The 22048-nt window shown below is 46.1% G+C and carries 11 protein-coding genes; 10 read left to right on the top strand and 1 reads right to left on the bottom strand.

Annotated elements, in window-relative coordinates; all coding sequences use genetic code 11:
- Positions 1-86: 86 nt before the first annotated feature.
- Positions 87-944: an enoyl-ACP reductase FabI gene (locus HMPREF9446_RS08930; protein ID WP_009125270.1), complete on the bottom strand. Its 858-nt coding sequence runs from the start codon at positions 942-944 to the stop codon at positions 87-89.
- A 419-nt stretch (positions 945-1363) separates the two neighbouring features.
- Here HMPREF9446_RS08930 and HMPREF9446_RS08935 point away from each other — a divergent pair, with 419 nt between their 5' ends.
- The 10 genes from HMPREF9446_RS08935 (at position 1364) to HMPREF9446_RS08980 (ending at position 22044) form a co-directional block, all read left to right on the top strand.
- On the top strand, positions 1364-2962 hold the full coding sequence (locus HMPREF9446_RS08935; protein WP_009125272.1) for a glycoside hydrolase family 28 protein: 1599 nt from the start codon (positions 1364-1366) through the stop codon (positions 2960-2962).
- 210 nt (positions 2963-3172) lie between these two features.
- Complete coding sequence (locus HMPREF9446_RS08940; RefSeq protein ID WP_009125274.1) at positions 3173-4399, top strand: DUF4861 domain-containing protein; 1227 nt, start codon at positions 3173-3175, stop codon at positions 4397-4399.
- A gap of 52 nt (positions 4400-4451) precedes the next feature.
- Positions 4452-6131 carry a glycoside hydrolase family 43 protein gene (locus tag HMPREF9446_RS08945; RefSeq protein ID WP_009125275.1) on the top strand — a complete coding sequence of 560 codons (1680 nt, stop codon included), beginning with the start codon at positions 4452-4454 and terminating at the stop codon, positions 6129-6131.
- A 285-nt stretch (positions 6132-6416) separates the two neighbouring features.
- Complete coding sequence (locus HMPREF9446_RS08950) at positions 6417-7076, top strand: HAD family hydrolase (protein WP_009125276.1); 660 nt, start codon at positions 6417-6419, stop codon at positions 7074-7076.
- An 85-nt stretch (positions 7077-7161) separates the two neighbouring features.
- Positions 7162-9645: a glycoside hydrolase family 95 protein gene (locus HMPREF9446_RS08955; protein ID WP_009125277.1), complete on the top strand. Its 2484-nt coding sequence runs from the start codon at positions 7162-7164 to the stop codon at positions 9643-9645.
- Between the two features lie 363 nt (positions 9646-10008).
- On the top strand, positions 10009-13269 hold the full coding sequence (locus HMPREF9446_RS08960; RefSeq protein ID WP_009125278.1) for a SusC/RagA family TonB-linked outer membrane protein: 3261 nt from the start codon (positions 10009-10011) through the stop codon (positions 13267-13269).
- A gap of 16 nt (positions 13270-13285) precedes the next feature.
- Complete coding sequence (locus HMPREF9446_RS08965; protein ID WP_039968904.1) at positions 13286-15235, top strand: RagB/SusD family nutrient uptake outer membrane protein; 1950 nt, start codon at positions 13286-13288, stop codon at positions 15233-15235.
- 29 nt (positions 15236-15264) lie between these two features.
- Positions 15265-16902, top strand: a complete 1638-nt coding sequence (locus HMPREF9446_RS08970; RefSeq protein ID WP_009125280.1) for a DUF4992 family lipoprotein — start codon at positions 15265-15267, stop codon at positions 16900-16902.
- Positions 16903-17117: 215 nt separating this feature from the next.
- Positions 17118-20375: a SusC/RagA family TonB-linked outer membrane protein gene (locus HMPREF9446_RS08975; protein ID WP_009125281.1), complete on the top strand. Its 3258-nt coding sequence runs from the start codon at positions 17118-17120 to the stop codon at positions 20373-20375.
- Positions 20376-20394: 19 nt separating this feature from the next.
- On the top strand, positions 20395-22044 hold the full coding sequence (locus HMPREF9446_RS08980) for a RagB/SusD family nutrient uptake outer membrane protein (protein WP_039968905.1): 1650 nt from the start codon (positions 20395-20397) through the stop codon (positions 22042-22044).
- The last annotated feature ends 4 nt before the right edge of the window (positions 22045-22048 follow it).

A 22048-nucleotide genomic window follows, 5' to 3' on the forward strand; every position in this document is an offset into this window, starting at 1 on the left:
TTTAAATAAATAAATGAAGAATGAAGGATGAAATGCTACCTGCTTTCATTCTTCATTCTTCGTTCTTGATTCTTCATTTCTACGGCTTAGCCATAGATTATATTTCCATTCTCATCCTTGTATTCGTCCAGCCCCTTTTCATAAGTCGCCATGGCACGAAGGCTCATGCCTACACTGGAGAACCCTCCGTCATGGAATAAATTCTGCATGGTAACCTTACGGGTCAGGTCGGAGAACATAACGATACAATAATCGGCACACTCATCGGCTGAAGCATTACCTAAAGGAGACATACGGTTGGCGAAGTCGAACAGCTTATCCATACCTTTCACACCCGAACCGGCAGTTGTCATGGTCGGTGACTGGGAGATAGTATTGACACGAACGTTATGCTCACGTCCATAGATGTAACCAAAACTACGGGCTATTGATTCCAGCAATGCCTTTGCATCTGCCATATCATTGTAACCGTAGAAAGTACGCTGCGCAGCCACATAGCTCAAAGCAAGAATAGAACCATAATCCGCAATAGCATTCATTTTTTTGGCAGCCTGTATCATCTTATGGAAAGAAATGGCCGAAATATCCAGTGTCTTGTCCAGCATATCATAATCCAAATCATCGTATGTACGTTTTTTACGCACGTTAGGAGACATTCCGATAGAGTGCAGTACGAAATCTATCTGGCCGCCCAGCACTTCCATGGAACGTTTGAATACGTTCTCCAAATCTTCTACATTGGTAGCATCTGCAGCGATAACCTCACAGTTCAGCTTTTCGGCAAGAGCAGAAACCTCTCCCATACGCACGGCAACCGGAGTATTGGACAAAGTGATTGTCGCACCTTCTTCTACTGCTTTCTCAGCTACTTTCCAGGCAATGGACTGCTCATTCAGAGCACCGAAAATAATGCCTCTTTTTCCTTTCAACAAATTGTAACTCATACCTATTTTTACTAAAATTCGGTTGCAAAGATAGTGCAAATTGAACGCATAGCCAAAATAAGAGGGCTTATTTTTGCTATGCCGAGATGCAGCCTATTTTATTTAAAGATAGGAAGTTTCTGCATGAAAAAGAAACGAAAGTGTGCAAAGAAAAGGGCGAAACGCCAAAAAATACACCAAAACCAACAATAAGTGCACACCGCTTCAGGCAAACCCGGGTACATTTGCAATCAGTAATTAAGAGGTTTTTTCATCCTATTTATTTAAGGTTAGAATTAGGTTAACATGAATCATTTATTATTTCTTTCGCAGGCCACTCGAGAGAGCAGCTTGCGGAGAAATGATAAGACAATGAAAAGACTTCCTCAAATACTTGATAATTTGTAATTAATAATCTGTAATAAACATAAGTATCACGAATGAAAACACTTATCAAAAAGCTATTAGTGCTTACCGCTTTATCCCTTCCGCTGATACCGGCTCAGAATGCGGCCTATGCCCAATGCGGAAATCATATAGATAATAGTATCTATGAGAATCTCCCTTTTGATATGCCCCAGGTAGAGCAACCCACTTTCCCCGAATACTCTGTCAACATTGTAGATTTCGGTGGAAAAAATGATGGAGTTGCCCTCAACACCCAAGCTATCAACGATGCCATCAAGGCCGTGAACGCCCATGGTGGCGGTAAAGTCATTATCCCGGAGGGGATATGGCTGACGGGCCCCATCGAATTGCTGAGCAATGTAAATCTATATACGGAAAAAAACGCCTTGGTCGTGTTCACGGACGATTTTAGCGCTTACCCCATCATTAAAACTTCATTCGAAGGATTGGATACGCGCCGTTGCCAGTCTCCCATTTCTGCCAGAAACGCTGAAAACATCGCCATTACCGGATACGGGGTCTTTGACGGATCGGGTGACAGTTGGCGTCCGGTAAAGAAGGGCAAACTGACTGCTTCGCAATGGGAAGCACTCGTTAAGTCTGGCGGTGTCGTAGATAAGTCAATATGGTATCCTACCGCCGGTGCTCTGAAAGGCGCTTTGGCATGCAAGAATTTCAACAATCCTGAAGGCATCGATACTGACGAGGAATGGAATGAAATCCGCCCGTGGCTACGTCCGGTGCTGCTGAACATTGTAAAAAGCAAGAAAGTTTTGCTGGAAGGCGTCACTTTCAAGAACTCACCCAGCTGGTGCCTGCATCCGCTGTCCTGCGAACATATTACCATCAACAATGTAAAAGTATTCAACCCCTGGTATTCCCAGAACGGAGATGCCCTGGATTTGGAATCCTGCAAAAACGCCTTGATCATCAACAATATATTCGATGCCGGAGACGATGCAATCTGCATCAAGTCCGGTAAAGATGAAGACGGGCGAAGACGCGGTGAACCTTGCCAGAACGTGGTGGTAAAAGATAATACCGTATTGCATGGCCACGGCGGCTTTGTAGTGGGTAGCGAGATGTCCGGCGGCGTTAAAAACATCTATGTGTCCGATTGTACTTTCCTCGGTACCGATGTCGGTCTCCGTTTCAAAAGCACCCGTGGACGCGGCGGTGTAGTAGAAGGCATCTATATCCATAACATCCACATGATTGATATTCCCCATGAACCGTTATTGTTCGACCTGTTCTATGGCGGCAAAGCTGCCGGTGAAGAAACGGAAACAGAACTTGCCGGACGCATGAAAGCAAACATTCCTCCCGTGACGGTAGAAACTCCCGCTTTCCGTGATATCCATATCTCCCATGTAATCTGCAAAGGTGCCGGACGCGCCATGTTCTTCAACGGACTGCCCGAAATGCCCATCAACAATGTGAGCGTGAAGAATGTAGTGATCAGTGATGCCAAAGAAGGTATCGTCATCAGCCAGACCAAGGGCGTGATTCTGGAAAATGTACGCATCGAAACCGAAGGTGATGTACTGCAGATAAAGAATGCCGAAGATGTGAAAGTCAACGGGAAAACTTACGAGAACAAGACCTCCAAAGGACAATCCATCAAGATGTAATTCTCCCCATGAAAAAGTCGGTGAAGAGATTAAGTACCCTGTTCGCTCCATGCTGCTTGCTCCAACAAGCGGCATGGAGCGTTTCCATTCATGTCCCGGCAGGCCGGAGGGAATAAGTCACAAAGCAGATAGTCAGAACATCAAAAAAGACGGACCGGCTCTCGGAGAATTCCCTTACATTTGCCAATCAAAAAACAAACAAGTAAAACCATGAAGAAAAACATTTTTATCCTCCTTTGTTTGCTCTGCGGACTTCCCCTGAGCATATTCGCTCAACAAACAGTTCAGCTGACAGTAGAAGTGGGCAACCAATGGAAAACAGACAAGACCGACGCGCCGGTCGTCATACGCCTGAATGAAGTCAATCCCGGCTTCCGCGTACGCTCGGCAGTCGTGATGAATGGAAATGAAGAAATCGCTTCCCAATTGGATGACCTTGACGGCGACCTGAAAGCCGACGAATTGGCATTTGTTATCAACGTGCCTGCCCAAAGCAAAAAAGTATTGACCGTTACCCTTTCTTCTGAAAAGACAGGCAAGACCTACCCTGCACGTGTATTTGCCGAGATGCTGGTACGTGACGCCAAGAAGCAGAAACATGCACCGGCACAATCCATCACCGTACCCGGTACTACGAATTTTTACAATATGGTGCAACACCACGGCCCCGCCTTCGAGTCGGAACTAGTGGGCTACCGCATCTATTTCAACCAGAAACAGACCGTTGACCCATACGGCAAATTCAACAAAGGGCTGGAAATTGAAGAAAGCCAATTCTATCCCACCAAAGCGCAATTGGAACGCGGCTTCGGCGACGATGTGCTGATGGTGGGCAACAGCTGCGGCATCGGTACACTGAAAGGCTGGGATGGCGCCAAAGCCACTCACATAGAGCCGGTGGCCTTCCGTACCGAACGTATCCTTGCCTACGGCCCCATACGTACCGTCACAGAGGTAGAGGTCAAAGGGTGGGAATATCAAGGCAAGGAACTGAATATGACCAATCGCTACATTCTCTATGCCGGGCACCGTGACCTGTTGGTAGAAACATTTTTCGACGAGCCGCTGACTGACGAAGTTTTCTGCACCGGGGTACAGAACATTATGGGAAACGAAACCCTCTCTCATTCCGACCATCACGGCCTGGTTGGTAGCTGGGGAAGGCACTGGCCTGTTACAGACACCGTGAAGTATGCCAAAGAAACGGTAGGTATCGCCACTTACATTCCGCAGAAATATGTCCGTAAGGAAGTAAAAGACAAAGATAATTTCCTTTATACCGTCTCTGCACCGGGCTGCAAACATTTCCACTACTATACCATGTTTACCTCGCGTAAGGAAACCTTCGGCTATCCCACACCGGAAACCTGGTTTGCCTACATGCAGGAGTGGAAGGAAGAGCTGGAACATCCGGTAACAGTAAAAATAAAACCATGAGCAGGAACTGGTCATTTATCCTGAAACATAACTCAAATATAAATTTAAACCCATGAAAATCAAAAATGCCCTTTTAGGACTCAGCCTGCTGCTCGCCTTGCCGGCAGCAGCACAGCAAAAGAATTACGTGTCCGAAGTCTGGTCACCGGACTTGAGAAACGGAAAGTACAAAAATCCGGTACTCTATGCAGACTATTCCGACCCGGATGCCTGCCGCGTAGGAGATGATTTCTACCTGACCTCCTCCAGCTTCAACTGCCTGCCGGGGCTACAGATATTACATTCCAAGGATTTGGTGAACTGGACCATTATCGGTGCTGCCGTACCCTATGCGCTGCCCCCGATAGAGACTCCCGAACGCCCCGAACACGGCAACCGTGTATGGGCACCCGCCATCCGTCACCACAACGGAGAATTCTACATCTTCTGGGGGGATCCGGACCAAGGCGCCTTCATGGTGAAAGCCAAAGACCCGAAAGGTCCATGGTCGGAACCCGTACTTGTAAAGCCTGCCAAAGGCGTTATCGACACTTGCCCTTTCTGGGATGAAGACGGGAAAGTATATATGGTACATGCATACGCAGGCAGCCGCGCCGGGCTAAAAAGCGTCATTGCTATCTGTGAGTTGAATGCAGACGCCACCAAAGCCATCACGCAGTCACGCATCATCTTTGACGGACATGAAGCACACCAGACTTGTGAGGGTCCCAAACTCTACAAGAAAGGAGAATATTATTACATCTTCCATCCGGCAGGCGGTGTTCCTACAGGATGGCAGGTAGTTCTCCGTTCCAAGAACATATATGGTCCCTATGAATGGAAAACGGTATTGGCGCAAGGAAATTCTCCCGTCAACGGCCCGCATCAGGGAGCATGGGTGGACACTCCCACCGGTGAAGACTGGTTCCTGCATTTCCAGGATGTAGGCGCATACGGCCGCCTGGTACATCTCCAGCCCATGAAATGGGTAGATGGCTGGCCTGTAATCGGCATAGACAAAGACGGTGACGGTTGCGGTGAACCTGTAATGACCTATAAGAAACCGAATGTCGGCAAGACCTATCCGGCCTGCAATCCGCAAGAAAGTGACGAATTCGACGGATATACCTTGTCGCCTCAATGGCAATGGCATGCCAACATCAATGAGAAGTGGGCCTACTATGCAGGAGACCAAAGCCTTGTACGCCTCTACTCCTATCCGGTCCTCAAAGAATACAAGAGCCTGTGGGATGTAGCCAACCTGTTGTTACAGAAAACTCCTTCGGACAACTTCACAGCCACTATGAAACTGACCTTCAAACCTACAGAGAAATACAAAGGCGAGCGCACCGGCCTGGTAGTGATGGGAAGAGATTATGCCGGCCTGATTTTAGAGAATACAGACAAGGGGCTGGTACTCTCACAAGTTGCCTGTCCCAAAGCAGATAAAGGAGGCACGGAACAAGTGAACGGAACGGTAGATTTGAAAGACAACACCCTTTATCTACGTGTCAAATTCAGTTGTGACGGAAAGAAAATCTCCAAGAGTGAAGGCGGACACGACCTGCTGGCAATGTGTAATTTCAGCTACAGCCTTGACGGAAAGAAATATCTGCCGCTCGGCAAGCCTTTCCAGGCCCGGGAAGGACAATGGATAGGCGCCAAAGTAGGCATGTTCTGCACCCGCCCTGCCATCGTGACCAATGACGGAGGATGGACGGATGTCGATTGGTTCAGAATCACCAAGAAATAACGGTCAGATGCTTATGATTGGCATCTCTCGGAAAACAGGTGTGTCAAAATAAAGATTTAGAACCCAAATAACACGAATTACACAACCCTGCTTTTTAATGACTCCTGATAATCAGCGATTATCAGATTCGCTTTTTTTTGCGTAATTTGTGTTATTTGCGTTCTTTTATCAGTTTTGACACCCTCTTTTTTCTACCCTTTTTTAAAGCTTATTGATATACGTCAATACCCGGATTCAGGCAAATGCCCTATCTTTGCATTTCAAAACAGAAAAAAGAAAAAGACAATGAAGAAGCTGGTAATATTTGACCTGGACGGAACTCTCTTAAATACAATTGCAGACTTGGCACAAAGTACAAACCATGCCCTGCAGACACTTGGCTACCCCACTCACGAAGAATCAGCCTATAATTTCATGGTTGGCAACGGTATCAACAAACTATTTGAACGTGCCCTTCCCGAAGGAGAAAAAACAGAAGAAAACATATTGCGTGTCCGCCGGGAATTCATTCCCTTCTATGACCTGCACAATGCGGACAAGAGCCGTCCTTACCCCGGCATCCCCCAGCTACTGGAACAGTTGCAGGAACAAGGGGTATTGCTGGCGGTAGCCTCCAACAAATACCAGGCGGCCACTGCCAAACTGGTTTCCCGTTACTTTCCCAATATCCGTTTTACCGCTGTTTTCGGACAACGGGACGGTATCCCGGTAAAACCGGACCCGACCATTGTCCATGACATTCTGGATATAGCCAAAGTCAGCAAAGAAGATGTACTGTATGTAGGAGATTCCGGAGTGGATATGCAGACAGCCGTCAACGCAGGAATAACTGCTTGTGGAGTAACCTGGGGCTTTCGCCCGCGTACCGAACTGGAAGGCTTCCATCCGGAACATATCGTAGATAAAGCTGACGCTATAGCCGGAATCGTCGCTTGCCGACACTAAAATTCCACCTTTTCATCCGAAAAATCCCCCTCCGTATGCCTGAAAGTGCCTAATATTGCCACCTGAATACCAAATATGAAAAACAATGATAAAGAAATGGTCAATCCTGCTCTTTGCAATCTGTTGTTCAGGAGGCAAAGTACAAGCACAACAACAAGAAAACAATTTAAAGTTATGGTATGACAAACCCGCAACCCAATGGGTGGAAGCTCTGCCATTGGGCAACGGACGCCTGGGTGCCATGGTTTTTGGCGACCCGGCAAATGAACAGTTCCAGCTGAACGAGGAAACAGTCTGGGGCGGTTCACCATACAACAATACCAATCCAAAAGCCAAAGACGCATTGCCACGTATCCGCCAGCTCATCTTTGAAGGCCGGAACGCGGAGGCACAGGCTCTTTGCGGGCCGGGCATCTGTTCACAATCAGCCAACGGCATGCCCTATCAGACGGTAGGCTCGCTGCACCTTGATTTTGAGGGGACATCCGGCTACACCAACTATTACCGTGAACTCGACCTGGAAAAGGCTGTAACCACTACCCGTTTCACGGCAGGAGGAATCACGTACACCCGCGAAGCCTACACCTCTTTTCCCGAACAATTGTTGGTTATCAGACTGACGGCTTCCCAAAAGAAAAGCATCTCCTTCACTGCCAGATATACTACACCTTATAAAAAGAATGTAGAGCGCAGTATATCTCCCGACAAGGAATTACAGCTGGACGGGAAAGCCAATGACCACGAAGGCATCGAAGGAAAGGTACGGTTTACAGCTCTTACCCGGATCGAGAACAGCGGAGGAAGCCTGGAGGTCCTGTCCGACAGCACCCTGCAAGTCAAGAACGCCAACAGCGTAACGCTATATGTTTCCATCGGTACCAATTTCGTCAACTACAAAGATGTGTCAGGTGACGCACTTGCCACCGCCCGGAAATATATGAAACAGGCAGGCAAGAACTACACCAAGGGAAAACTGGCCCACATCAACGCCTACCGGAAGTATTTCGACCGCGTATCGCTCAATTTGGGCAGCAATGCGCAAGCGGACAAACCTACCGACGTACGTGTCAAGGAGTTCAGCGGCAGCTTCGACCCGCAAATGGCTGCCCTGTATTTCCAATTCGGACGTTACCTGCTGATATGCAGCTCACAGCCCGGAGGACAAGCGGCCAACCTGCAAGGTATCTGGAATTACCAGCTCCGCGCCCCTTGGGACGGCAAATATACTACCGACATCAACGTGGAGATGAACTACTGGCCGGCAGAAAGCACTTCTTTGCCGGAAATGCACGAGCCTTTCCTCCAATTGGTAAAAGAAGTAGCCCTAACCGGACGCGAAAGCGCCGCCATGTATGGCTGCCGTGGCTGGACATTGCATCACAATACAGACATCTGGCGTAGCACCGGTGCGGTAGATGGTCCCGGATATGGTATCTGGCCTACTTGCAATGCCTGGTTTTGCCAACACTTGTGGGACCGCTATCTTTTTTCCGGAGACAAGGCATACCTGGCCGAGATCTATCCTCTGATGCGCGGTGCCTGCGAATTCTATCTTGATTTCCTGGTACGCGAACCGAAAAACAACTGGTTGGTGGTTGCCCCTTCCTACTCTCCCGAAAACAGACCGGTCGTAAACGGCAAGCGTGACTTTGTAGTCGTGGCCGGAACTACCATGGACAACCAGATGGTATATGACTTATTCTACAATACCATACAGGCAGCCAAGCTGATGAATGAGAACATTGCATTCACCGACAGCCTTCAAGCAGTGTCCGATCATCTGGCTCCCATGCAGGTGGGACGTTGGGGACAATTACAGGAATGGATGGAAGACTGGGATAATCCGAAAGATCACCACAGGCATGTCTCTCATTTGTGGGGCCTATATCCCGGACGACAAATCAGTGCCTACAATTCCCCCGTCTTGTTTGAAGCCGCCAAAAAATCCCTCATCGCCCGCGGCGATCACTCTACCGGCTGGTCCATGGGGTGGAAAGTCTGCTTATGGGCACGCTTGCTCGACGGCAATCATGCCTACAAGCTGATTACCGAGCAGCTCCATCCAACGACCGATGAAAAGGGACAAAATGGAGGTACCTACCCCAACCTGTTTGACGCGCATCCGCCTTTCCAGATTGACGGGAACTTTGGCTGCGCCGCCGGTATTGCCGAAATGCTCGTTCAAAGCCACGACGGTGCCATCCACCTTCTGCCGGCATTACCGGATGTATGGCAACAGGGAACTTTGAAAGGAATCCGTTGCAGAGGCGGCTTCACCATTGATGAACTGAATTGGGAAAACGGTCAGCTGCAAACCGTGAGCATCACCTCGAATATAGGAGGCATCCTGCGGATACGTACTTCATCTCCCCTCTACATGAATGGAGAAAAACTGGTACCGACCACACAAAAGCCTTGCGAGAATCAGCTCTTGCAACCCCAACCCATACGCAAGCCATCGGTCGCCGCCAATGCCCCACTTTCCGTTCCGGAATATACGGAGACTTATGTGTATGACATTGAGACCAACACCGGGAACCAATATACATTAACGACCCGGATACAATAATCATACCTACCAGGAAGTATATGCCTGTCGGGAAACGCCAAGAGCGGAAACAGGCAACACTTAATCGTTCCATCATGGGGGAATAATCGTTCCACCATGGAGGAACGATATTTACCCCGTGGTGGAACGAAATTTACTCCACGGTGGAACGATTATCCCTTCGCATCTTTTTCTGTTGCTCTAAAGCACCATCAAATTAAGCGTTAACATCATAGCATGTAATAGATAACAAAAAATACCAGCCTAAGAACAATTATTCCACAACTGTTTTTTTACATACCTATACATTTGCAGCCATGAATTAACGGTGTGTGCGAACACACCATGCAAATAGTTGAAAGGAATCACTTTTAATATATTTATATGCAAAGAATGTCTAACAAAATGAAAAGCATGCGCAGTGCGTTACTATTATTTTTAGTAGCCGTGATATCGCTCAGCGTATCAGCGCAGAATGTAACCGTAAAAGGTACCGTGAAAGACAATACGGGAGAAACCGTGATCGGTGCTTCCGTGGTACAAAAAGGGAATACCAGCAATGGTACAATTACCGATATCGACGGTAATTATTCACTTAGCGTTCCTGCCAACGCCACATTGATATTCTCCTATGTAGGCATGATGTCCCAGGAAATTGAAGTCAAAGGACAAAACGTTATCAACGTAACGATGACGGATGACACACAGACACTGGAAGAGGTTGTGGTTATCGGTTATGGTACAGTGCAAAAGAAAGACTTGACAGGTTCAGTAGCATCTGTCAGTGCAGAGCAATTACAGGCTGTGCCGGTTTCAAGTGCAACCGAAGCCTTGACAGGAAAATTAGCCGGTGTAAATATCACGACCACTGAAGGTTCCCCGGACGCTGACATAAAAATACGTGTCCGCGGAGGAGGTTCCTTATCACAAGACAACTCGCCACTTTATATCGTGGATGGATTTCCGGTTTCAAGTATCAGTGACATTGCCCCCTCTGAAATACAAAGCATCGATGTGTTAAAAGACGCGTCTTCCACAGCCATTTATGGTGCGCGCGGTGCCAACGGAGTCATTATCGTAACTACTAAAAGTGGCCACGAAGGAAAAACCCAGGTGGATTTCAATGCTTCATACGGTTTCAAGAAAGTGACCAAGCTCATGAAGGTGCTGAGCCCCTACGACTATGCTGCCTATCAATACGAATTGGGTTCCACTGATTACGGGAATTATCAAGATCTGGATATCTGGAAGTCCGTCGAAGGAACAGATTACCAGGATGAGATCTTTGGCCGTACCGGCAATCAGACCCAATACAATGTAAATGTAAGTGGCGGCAGCAAGCAACTTAAATTCAATGTCGGCTACGCCCACAATGACGAGAAAAGCATCATGCTCGGTTCCGGCTTCAACAAAGACAACATCAATGCAAAAATCAATGCGGAATTGAACCAATGGATAAGCCTGGACTTCAATGCACGCCTAAGCTATACCACCGTGGACGGCATGAGTGGCGGAGCCGATACCAATGAATCGAATGCCGCAACTTCCATCGTGGCCAATGCCGCCCGTTTCCGCCCCATAGATCCGCTGACCAGCGACACCGATGATGAAGAAAACAATACCAGCAGTCAAAAGACTCCCTTGGAACGTTTGCTCGCTACCTACAAAAAGAAGAATACGTTTAACCAAAATTATAACGTAGGCTTAAACTGGAAGCCGTTCAAGAACTTCACCTTCCGTTCCGAGTTCGGATATGGCTGGAAATACGAAGATACAGATGAGGCATGGGGAGCAGATGCCACCCAAAATTCCAAATTAGATCCTAAAGGACAGCCTCAAGTAGTTCTATCAAGAAACGTAACCAAAAATTGGCGCAATGCAAATACGTTGACTTATGACAATAAAAAATTATTCAACGGGCGCGACAAATTAAATGTCTTGTTAGGCCATGAAGTCAGCAGCAGCCAGAAGAATACAAGAGAAAATACATCTACCGGCTTTCCGTTGTCAATGACTATAGACGAAATTCTGGCTAATATGGCTGCCGGCAATGCCCTTGCCAACCAAACGACTATTGCGGCCAAAGAAAATATGCTGTCATTCTTTGGACGTTTAAATTATACGATGGCAGACAAGTACTTACTGACTGTAACGGTACGTGCCGATGGCTCCAGTAAATTTGCCAAAGGCAATCAATGGGGTGTTTTCCCCTCTGCCGCTTTAGCATGGCGTATGTCGGACGAAGCTTTTATGAATGCTACATCCGAATGGCTTTCCAATTTAAAATTACGCCTCAGTTATGGTACAGCGGGCAACAACCGTATCAGTTCCGGCTTGATGTACACAACCTTTACCATGTCAGACAACACTTCCAAAGCTCCATTCTTTGACGAGACACGTTATACGATGTTGGAACACGGAAGCAACCTTTCTAACCCTAATCTGAAATGGGAAACAACCATTACACGTAATTTCGGTGTTGATTTCGGTTTCTGGAACAACCGCCTTTCAGGTTCGGTCGATCTCTACTGGAATACTACCAAAGATCTGTTGATGAGGACCGAGATACCTTCAAACACCGGATATGGCTACCAATACCAGAATTTTGGCAAGACTTCCAATAAAGGTATAGAACTCAGCTTGAACGCAGTACTGTTGGATGCAAAAAAATACAGCTTGAATTTCAACTTCAACATCTCTTACAACAAGAATCGCATTGATGAGTTGAACACAGATAATCCATGGCAAAGCAGCAACTGGTCCGGCAGTACAATGTCCAAGTATGAAGATTTCCGTGTAGAGGAAGGCGGAAGCCTGGGAGAAATATGGGGGTATAAAACCAATGGGTTCTTTACAGCATACGACGCCCAAAACAATCCGAACGGAGAGTTGGTGCTAAACGGTACGAATTGGAAATTGAGAGACGGAATCAAAGACAACAGTCAAACAATTACCGGCGGCAGCTATTATCCGGGAGCCTTGAAAATACAATGCGATGAAGAGGGTAATCCCGTCAAGCAAAAATTAGGCAACACCATTGCCCCCCTGACCGGTGGCTTCGGCTTCGACGGTTCAATAGGCAATTTCGATTTCAATGTATTCTGTAATTACTCCATCGGCAACAAACTTGTAAACGGCAGTAAATTGGCGACAGCATTCTATACCGGATCCGCCAAAGGTTACAATCTGAACAACGACTTCGCACTGGCCAACCGCTACACATGGATTGATCCTGCCAATGGGCTGAATTTAGGACGCCCCAGCACCAGCACCATCGAATACTATGGAGGAGCAGAAGCCGTAGCTGCACGTTTAAATGCACTTAACGCCAATGCTTCTATCTATAACCCGGCAGGAGTGACCACGATGCAGTTGACAGACTATGCAGTAGAAAATGCGTCCTTCCTGCGTATCAACAATGTGACTGTGGGTTATACATTGCCCAAACAATGGTGCCAGAAGGTATTTACCCAGAAAATCCGTGTTTATGTAACAGGCTATAACTTGTTATGTATCACAAACTACTCCGGCGCTGACCCCGAAGTAGATACAAGCAGCAAAAGAAATGCAATGACACCGGGCATTGACTACGCAGCTTATCCCAAAAGCCGTTCGTTCGTCGGTGGTATTAATGTAACATTCTAAAATTATGAACTATCTTATGAAAAATATAGCAAAAGCACTCACATTGACAATAGGTTTACTGGGTACCACAGCCTGCTCCGACTTTCTGGACCAGACATCTCCTTCAGAACTGACCACCGAAACAATATCCCAATCCACCTACTATACCGGATTGGCCGTCAACAAAATATACGGCGGTTTACTCAAAGACGAAACCTATTCCCAATATATCCCCATCGTATGGGGATTGAACAGCGATTGTGAACTTGTAGATGGCTTGGGCAGTGATGCGAGCAATACAAGCAGCGAACGTGGAAACATGAACTATAATGCCAATCCGGGATGGGCTAATCTATCCAAAGTGTGGAATGCCATGTATGAAATCATAGAGAATGCCAATCTCGCCATCGAAATGGTAGATCAAAGCCCATTGGCCACCGCCGGTGGCAGCGACCAAAAAATAATGGAACGCTACAAAGGTGAAGCTTTGACACTCCGGGCAATGATTTATTTTGATTTGATCCGTTTCTTCGGCGATGTTCCTATGAAATTAGAATCCTCCAAAGATGACTTGAGCAACGCCTATTTGGGAAAAACGGACCGCGACGAAATCATGGATACCTTGATGGTCAATCTGGAAGAAGCGATAAACCTTCTGCCATGGGCAGGTGAAGTATCAACGTACACTACGGAACATGTAACCAAAGGATACGCACACGCCTTGTTGGCAAACATAGCCTTAACGCGCGCAGGATGGGCCATTCGTGAAAAGGCCAAGGACGGGTATGAAACAGCATCTTATACAGACGCCACTTACCCCACCCAACGTTGCGATGCAACCAAGCGTAAAGAAATGTACGAGTTGGCGTTGAAGCATCTAAGCAGTGTCATCACAAACGGCACGCACAAATTAAATCCTTCCATAGAGAATGAATGGTATCTTTTGAACCAGCTCAAGCTAGACCAAACCTATCGCGAGAATATATTTGAAATTCCAATGGGATTGGGAAGTACAGGGGAATTAGGTTACACCGTAGGAGTACGTATCAACGGCTCAAGCAGCCAATATGGCGCCAAAGGCAATTCTTCCGGCAAACTCAAACTAACCGCTCCCTTCTTTTGGTCATTCGACAAGAAGGATCTACGCCGTGATATAACCTGCTGCAACCTGCAACTGAAAGAGACAAGCGGTATCCTCAAAGAAGAAATGTTAGGAAATACGCCTTTTGCCATTTATTGCGGCAAATGGGACATCCGCAAGATGAGTGAAGAATGGCGTTCAATCGCCATTTCCGTAGGAAACTCCAAATGGATGAGCGGCATCAATTGCGTACGCATGCGCTACCCGCAAGTATTACTGATGTATGCTGAAGTAATGAATGAATTGTCCGGCCCTGACGGTAATTATACAGGAGATGCCGGAATGACAGCTCGCCAAGCTTTGTCTGAAGTCCATTGCCGTGCTTTTGCCGAAGCCGACAAGAATGCTGCAGCCAGCTATATCACGGCCATTCCTGCCGACAAGGATGCTTTTTTCAACGCTATCGTTGACGAAAATGCCTGGGAACTGGCGGGTGAAGGTTTCCGTAAGTTCGACCTTATCCGCTGGAATCTGTTGGCAGAAAAGATCAATGAATTCAAAACTGACTATGTAGCTCAGCTGGAGGATGAAACAAACGGTTATCCGGAAAAGATTTACTTCAACTATTCAGATGAGGCAAAAACCCAGATTGACATGTCAAGTGTAACCTGGTACGGTCTTCCTGACGGTAAATCAGAAAGTGACTATGATGACAAAAAAGATTTCTTTGGAAAGGAAAGAACAGATGCCAAACAAACACAATTGACAACCAACCTTCCATCCATTTCCAGTGGTTTGGTCGGAGATAATGTAGAAGTTATAAACCGCTATTTGCTGCCTATTGCCTCTACCACTATATCGGCATCCAATGGTACGTTGTACAATTCCTATGGATATTCCAACTAATCATCCCATTTATTTAAAGTAGAACTACAATGAAAATATTAAAAAATATAGCCGGAGCAGGAGCTATTATGACATTAGCTTCCATGGTTACCGTATCCTGTATAGACGGGAATGACTGGGAAACCGACAGTTCATTTGACCGCCTCTTTAGTGTCAATTCCGAGAATATATCTGTTTCCGAGAATGCAACAACAGCAGAAGTGAAATGGGACTTGAGCAAAGATGCTGAATACTATATCATAGAAGTCAGCAAAGATACACTGTATGACGCCATTGCCATGAATGGCGAGAATGCCATTGTATATGGTGAAGACAAGTCTATCACAGAAAGTCCTTACCTGCTGACTGACCTGTCGGCAGACACTAAATACTTTCTACGTATCAAATCCATGTCTTCCATAAAGAACGAGTCCAAATGGGCCTATTATACAGACTATAGTTTCACTACAAAAACCGAACAGCTTTTTGAAACGGTCTCCAATGAAGATATCAGTGACAAGACAATCACCCTGCATTGGACCCCGGGAGCAGATGTGGATTATATTGAAATTACTGATGCAAACGGAACTTCCATAAAAAAAGTAACACTTGATGATACGGCCAAATCAGAAGGAACAGTAACAATAGACGGTCTGAATCAGCTGACATCCTATACCGCCACATTGTATTTGGGTGAAACCAAACGCGGAGTCGTAACATTCGTGACCAATGCCACTGTACCCGATGCCGATTATACTGTCTATTTAGCCGCTACGGATTCTCTGAACAATACCTTGTTTGAAACGATGTCCGAAGCCGGCTACCAGACCGTCAATATCGCTCTTGCATCAGGTGCGGCATACAACAATGACAACAGCATCGTCATTCCCGACGGCATGTCTGTAACATTCTTCGGATTACCCGGAGCATCCCAAGCCATCATCAGTGTCAAAAACATCGATTATGCAGGAACTCACGAGTTTATACACTTTGAAAATGTAGAGCTGAACGGAGAACATGGTGATTATGTTTTCAATCAATCAGTTTCTGCCCATGTCGGAGAAATCAAGTTCAGCAACTCATTCATCCATGGTTTCAAGAATTCTCCATTCAGAATGCAAGGATCCGACATGAAAACGGTCAATAACCTGACATTCGACAATAGTATCATATACGGAGCATCATCACGCAGTTACAGCCTGGTACACATAGATGCGGGCAGCGGAAACGGCAAAGTAGAAAACATCTTGTTTACGAACTCAACCGTCGTTTATACCGGCAAGTCCTTTATTTATTGCAAAAACACGGACTTTACCTCACTGAAGTTTGCAAACTGCACATTCAGTAAAATTATCGGTGTAGGCGATTATTTCCTCGACTGTGCCAAAAATACTTATGGGCCGTCTAACGGCACGAGCATTGAAAACTGCATTTTCGGCAGCAGCTCTGTCACACCCGCTGAAGGTGAAAAAATCAATGGGATACGTGCCAAAGGTACTGTGGAAGTATCCAATAGTTATGCAACTAAAGACATGTATATAACCAATAACCCTATCGGCAATCTGACTTCCTATGAAGGCGGTGAAGCCGATTTATTCCAGAATTCCGCCAATTATGACTTCACAATCATAGACAACAGTTTCCCCGGAAAAACAAATTGCGGTGATCCAAGATGGTATAAAAAGTAATGTTGCCAGAGAAAGGCTGGCCAATAGGGCAAGAGGCTTGTTTCCGTAACGGGAACAAGCCTCTTTTTATGACCAAAGCCCAATTTTTCCCATAAAACAACGAAAAATTACCCATATTTACACTCATTAACCCATAGTTTTGTAATCGATAGCAGGGAACACCGTTCTATCGATGTTGACCTCAATCTTATTTAATAACTATAAAAAACATCATTATGAATCTTAAAAAACTTGCCAAAAGGGCATTAGCTACTCTTTCATTGAGTATGTTGTGTTTAGTCGCTTTTGCACAAGGTCGTCAGATTACAGGTACAGTCATTGACGGTACCGGCGAACCGGTGATTGGCGCAAATGTATTGGAAGTAGGTACCACCAACGGTGTAATAACCGACATTGACGGTAATTTTAAACTGAACGTGCAGCCTAATGCCAAAATTCAAGTATCATTTATCGGTTATATTACGCAGACACTTGCCGTAGGTACTCAAAACAATATCAAGGTAACCTTAAAGGAAGATGCACAGGCACTGGACGAAGTGGTTGTTGTAGGTTACGGCGTACAGAAAAAATCGGATTTAACCGGTTCTGTCGGTAGCGTAGATAATGAAAAGTTAGCCGCCAAAGGCGCATCTACCGTCATGGAGTCTTTGCAAGGCCAAGTAGCCGGTGTGGATATCTCCCAATCCTCAAGCCGTGTAGGCGAAAGCTTCAACATTTCCATCCGCGGCAAGAGCACATTAGGAGGAAGTACAAGCCCCTTGTTTGTTGTAGATGGAGTCATATGCGACGACATCAATTTCCTAAACCCTTCGGATATTGAGAAAATTGATATCTTGAAAGACGCATCTTCTACAGCCATTTATGGATCACGTGCCACAAATGGTGTAGTAATCGTAACTACCAAACAGGCTAAAACCGGTGAAGAGATGAAAGTATCCGTTTCCTATGACGGCTATGTAGGCTATAAAACCGTAGCCCGCATGCCCGACTTCATGGACGACAGAGAATGGATGGACTATCGTTACATGAAGTATGCCACTCCTGTAAAAAATGCAAGCATCACCAATGGACGGCTTCCCCTGGAAATGACAGCGGGAAATCTGGCATCCGTATGGAATGACAAAGGCAATAATATCTCAACAAAGATGCGCGAACAATTTTTAACCGGGGATTTCACTGATTGGCGAGACTTGATGCTTGAAAACGGCACACAACAAAATCACTTCATACAAGTAGCCGGTGCAGGCAAAAAGGTATCCTACAGATTAGGTGCAGGCTATCAACAGGAAGACGGTGTGATGGGCGATGCCATGAAACGCTACAATGTAAAAGCTTCCATTGACGGCGCAATCAATAAGCATGTAGCTATCGGTACTACCATCAATCTTGTAGCATTCAACTATGATTACGGTTCAAAACGCGCCGTACAGGAAGCTTTCCGCGCAAACGGGTATTGGTTACCTTATAATACAGAAACAGGTGAAGTCAATTATCAGCCAGGCAAAGACTTACGTCCGGGACAATCTTCCAGTCTGACCTTTCCGGCAGGATTCTCCTCCTCCGTATCTCCCTTGATAGATTCAATGAACTCAAAAGACGAGACAAAAGGTTACCGGGTTTTAGGCACAATGTACGCACAGTACAAACCGATTGACGATGTTATCATAAAGACAACCTTCTCCCCCACCTTTTCCACCAGACGCCGAGGTGAATATTACGGTGGATTGTCTTCCATGCAATCCGGGACATACAATGCGACCACCAATCCTACGGGAACAGCATCTGCATCTGTCACACGAAACGAGTCTTTCTCATACACCTGGGATACACAGGTAAACTACATGAAGAGCTTCAATAATGACCATAACTTGAATGCCATGGCGTTATTGAGCGTGTATAGCACAGAAGCTGAAAAATACGCACTGACTGGAGAAGGGGTTACTCCTGAAACTTTATGGTACAATCTAGGATCAGCAGGTACATACAGTGGCGTTGAAAGTTCCTATGGAAAGGCAACCATGTTATCTTATGCGCTCCGGATAAACTACAACTACAGAGGTAAATATCTGGCTACCGTATCTACTCGTTGGGATGGATCATCCAAATTCCAGGATGGACATAAATGGGGCATGTTCCCTTCAGCGGCGTTGGCTTGGCGCATCAGCGAAGAAAACTTCATCCGCGAGAACACCCCTTGGATCAGCAACTTAAAATTACGTGCCAGTTATGGTGCTACCGGCAACAATGCATCTGTAGGCAACTATGAAACATTATTCCTCGCCAGCAAACTCTATTATTCAAGTTTCGGAAAAGGTTTTGGACCTGATGTGGTAAATGAGTTACTGAGTTGGGAAAAAACAACAGAATTCAATGCAGGCTTGGACTTCGGTTTCTTGGATGGAAGAATCTCCGGTAGCCTAGACTGGTACACAAAAACTTCAAAAGACTTGTTGATGGATCAGAAACTACTGCTTGAACAAGGCACACCCGACGGAAAAATGACAGCCAATGTCGGTAAAGTCCGCAACCAAGGTATTGAATTAATGTTGAAGGGAGTTTTGTTTCAAACAAAAGATTTCTATTGGGACGTCACAGCCAGCTTTGCAAAGAACAAAAATGAAATTCTGGAACTGCAAGGACAAAAAAAGGATATGCGTGCCCAAAGATGGTTCATAGGCCAACCCATTGACGTAGCCTACGACCTGAAACAAACCGGTATCTGCACGCAAGCCACGGCGAACGAACAAGTGACCATAAACGGTGTCACCAAAACAAAGAGTGAATGGTATGGATATTTTGAGGGATGTATGACCTATGAAGATATTAACAAAGACGGCAAGATTGATGACTCTGATCGTCAGATTATCGGCCAGGCACTACCAAAATGGACTGGTAATCTGTCTACTTCGCTCTCTTACAAAAATTGGGATTTCTCCATGACCATCAATACTAAACAAGGCCATACGCTCTATAGCCCATTCATGCAAGAATTTACAGATTATTCAGACCGTGGCCGTACCAAGCTAAGTATGGATTTCTATATTCCCGAAGGGGCACCTGTATTCAACTACAGCTGGGACGGTAAAGATTACTCCTCGTTAACCTCAGACCGTACTGTAGTCGCCGATCATACCATCGTAGGGTCTTACCCTTATCCGTTCAATGACGCCAACTACAATCATGGTGGCGGTAACGGCTGGTACACAGGCAAGAATACCGAATTCAAAGCCAACAACTATGTAGATGCTTCTTACTGGAAAATCAAAAATATCACTGTAGGTTATACCTTCTCCAAGAATCTGATAAAAAAAGTGGGGATAGAAAGCCTTCGTATCTATGCAAATGTACTGAATCCATTCACATTCACCGACTACAAAGGGTTTGATCCGGAATGGGCGGATGCAGGCATTTCCGATGGTACCGGTGGTCCGAGTTCCATCAGCTACCAGATTGGTCTTAACGTGAAATTCTAATATAAAAATGAATATGATTATGAAAAAGATATATATACTTGCGGCAGTATTCTCTTTCGCCGCATTGACCGGATGTTCCGATTTTCTGGATCAAGAACTGAAATCCAATGTTCCGGGACCAGATTATTATGCTACCGAAAATGGTTACGAAAGCCTTGCCAATGCAGCCTACAGTTCACTGCGAACCATCTATGGCGGTGACCCCTGGCTGTTTGAAGGAGGTACAGACTTGTTTGCCACCGGACGTACCACGGTGAACGTATGCGACCTATACGGCAATGCGTTCACCAGTGCCAATGACGCCGTAGCCACCTTCTATACGGATCACTACAAAGCCATATCATTAGCCAATGAAACAATCTATTGGGGTGAAAACAATACTTCAAGAGCTGGCAGAATAGCCGAAGCACGCGGCTTGCGCGCACTTTACTATTTGAACTTGGTACAACAATTCGGTGGTGTGCCTTTAGTCAAGGAACGTGTTTCGGGCACTATGACAAGTGCCGAACGTGTCTCCGCAGAAGAGGTATATAACTTCATCATCAACGAATTAACAGAGCTGAGCACATCTTCCAATTTAGCATCAAACGCTACAGACGGGCGTTTCAACCAGAAAGCGGCTTACCATTATCTGGCAAAAGCCTATCTGTCAAGAGGATATTTAACAAATTCCACTTCTGATTTCCAGGCAGCCATTACAGCAGCAAAGGCAGCCGGAGCCGGGCAAGCCTTGACCACACCTTTTGCGACCCTGTTCAGCAATGCAGGTGAAGGCAATGCAGAGGTCCTGTTTTATGTAGGCTATAGCGCAGAAACGGTGGACGATCCCAAGGATGACGGCAACAAGCAACAAGCCCATTTCTGCTCTTATCTGGATGGACAAGAAAAGGGGCATAAATATACATCTTCCACTCTGACTCCAACTTTATGGATGCATGAAGTATTCAATACCAATACCACCAATCCGGCACAAGACGAACGTTATGAAGGCACCTTCATGACAGAATTACGGAAAAGTTATTGGGATTACTATGACGAGGACAAGAAAAACACAAGTCCTGTCACCTATTACTACTGTCCCTCCTGGGAAATAGCCAACATAGATGCATGGCGCGCCGAATATCCCGACGCCCGCGCCAATGCACAGGTAGTGGAAATGCTTCCGGAAGGGACTAACATCTCCGGCATCCAAACAAGCTATGACGCCAAAATGACGGAAGATGTATATGGCGTAGCCTCTTTCCGCAAGTTTGATGATACAGAGAACGGAAAGACCTATTTCAACACCCAGTCTTCCATGCGTGACATCTACCTGGCACGTTTAGGTGAAACCAACCTGATTGCCGCAGAAGCTTGCATCAAGGCAAATGATCCAGCCGGAGCTGTTGCATTTGTCAATATTGTACGTAACCGTGCCAAGGCAACTCCGGCCACAGAAGCAGAAATGAACATTGATTACATCTTGAACGAGCGTGCCCGTGAACTTGCCGGTGAATACCATCGTTGGGCCGATTTGGCACGTACCGGTAAACTTGCCGAATATGTAGAAGCACATAATCCGGACATATCAGCCGGGCAGGTAACCGACAAATTCTATTTACGTCCTATTCCATTGTCAGCCATTGAGCTGAACCCTGCTCTAGAAGGACACCAAAATGAAGGTTGGTAAGGAT

This window comes from Bacteroides fluxus YIT 12057 (assembly GCF_000195635.1).
Lineage (GTDB): Bacteria > Bacteroidota > Bacteroidia > Bacteroidales > Bacteroidaceae > Bacteroides > Bacteroides fluxus.

What these genes read in the sequence shown, in the direction of transcription:
- HMPREF9446_RS08955 (WP_009125277.1), top strand. Translation starts at nt 7,162, where the DNA reads ATGATAAAGAAATGGTCAATCCTGCTCTTTGCAATCTGTTGTTCAGGA.
- HMPREF9446_RS08935 (WP_009125272.1), top strand. Translation starts at nt 1,364, where the DNA reads ATGAAAACACTTATCAAAAAGCTATTAGTGCTTACCGCTTTATCCCTT.
- HMPREF9446_RS08930 (WP_009125270.1), bottom strand. Translation starts at nt 944, where the DNA reads ATGAGTTACAATTTGTTGAAAGGAAAAAGAGGCATTATTTTCGGTGCT.
- HMPREF9446_RS08965 (WP_039968904.1), top strand. Translation starts at nt 13,286, where the DNA reads ATGAAAAATATAGCAAAAGCACTCACATTGACAATAGGTTTACTGGGT.
- HMPREF9446_RS08980 (WP_039968905.1), top strand. Translation starts at nt 20,395, where the DNA reads ATGAAAAAGATATATATACTTGCGGCAGTATTCTCTTTCGCCGCATTG.
- HMPREF9446_RS08950 (WP_009125276.1), top strand. Translation starts at nt 6,417, where the DNA reads ATGAAGAAGCTGGTAATATTTGACCTGGACGGAACTCTCTTAAATACA.
- HMPREF9446_RS08970 (WP_009125280.1), top strand. Translation starts at nt 15,265, where the DNA reads ATGAAAATATTAAAAAATATAGCCGGAGCAGGAGCTATTATGACATTA.
- HMPREF9446_RS08960 (WP_009125278.1), top strand. Translation starts at nt 10,009, where the DNA reads ATGCAAAGAATGTCTAACAAAATGAAAAGCATGCGCAGTGCGTTACTA.
- HMPREF9446_RS08975 (WP_009125281.1), top strand. Translation starts at nt 17,118, where the DNA reads ATGAATCTTAAAAAACTTGCCAAAAGGGCATTAGCTACTCTTTCATTG.
- HMPREF9446_RS08945 (WP_009125275.1), top strand. Translation starts at nt 4,452, where the DNA reads ATGAAAATCAAAAATGCCCTTTTAGGACTCAGCCTGCTGCTCGCCTTG.
- HMPREF9446_RS08940 (WP_009125274.1), top strand. Translation starts at nt 3,173, where the DNA reads ATGAAGAAAAACATTTTTATCCTCCTTTGTTTGCTCTGCGGACTTCCC.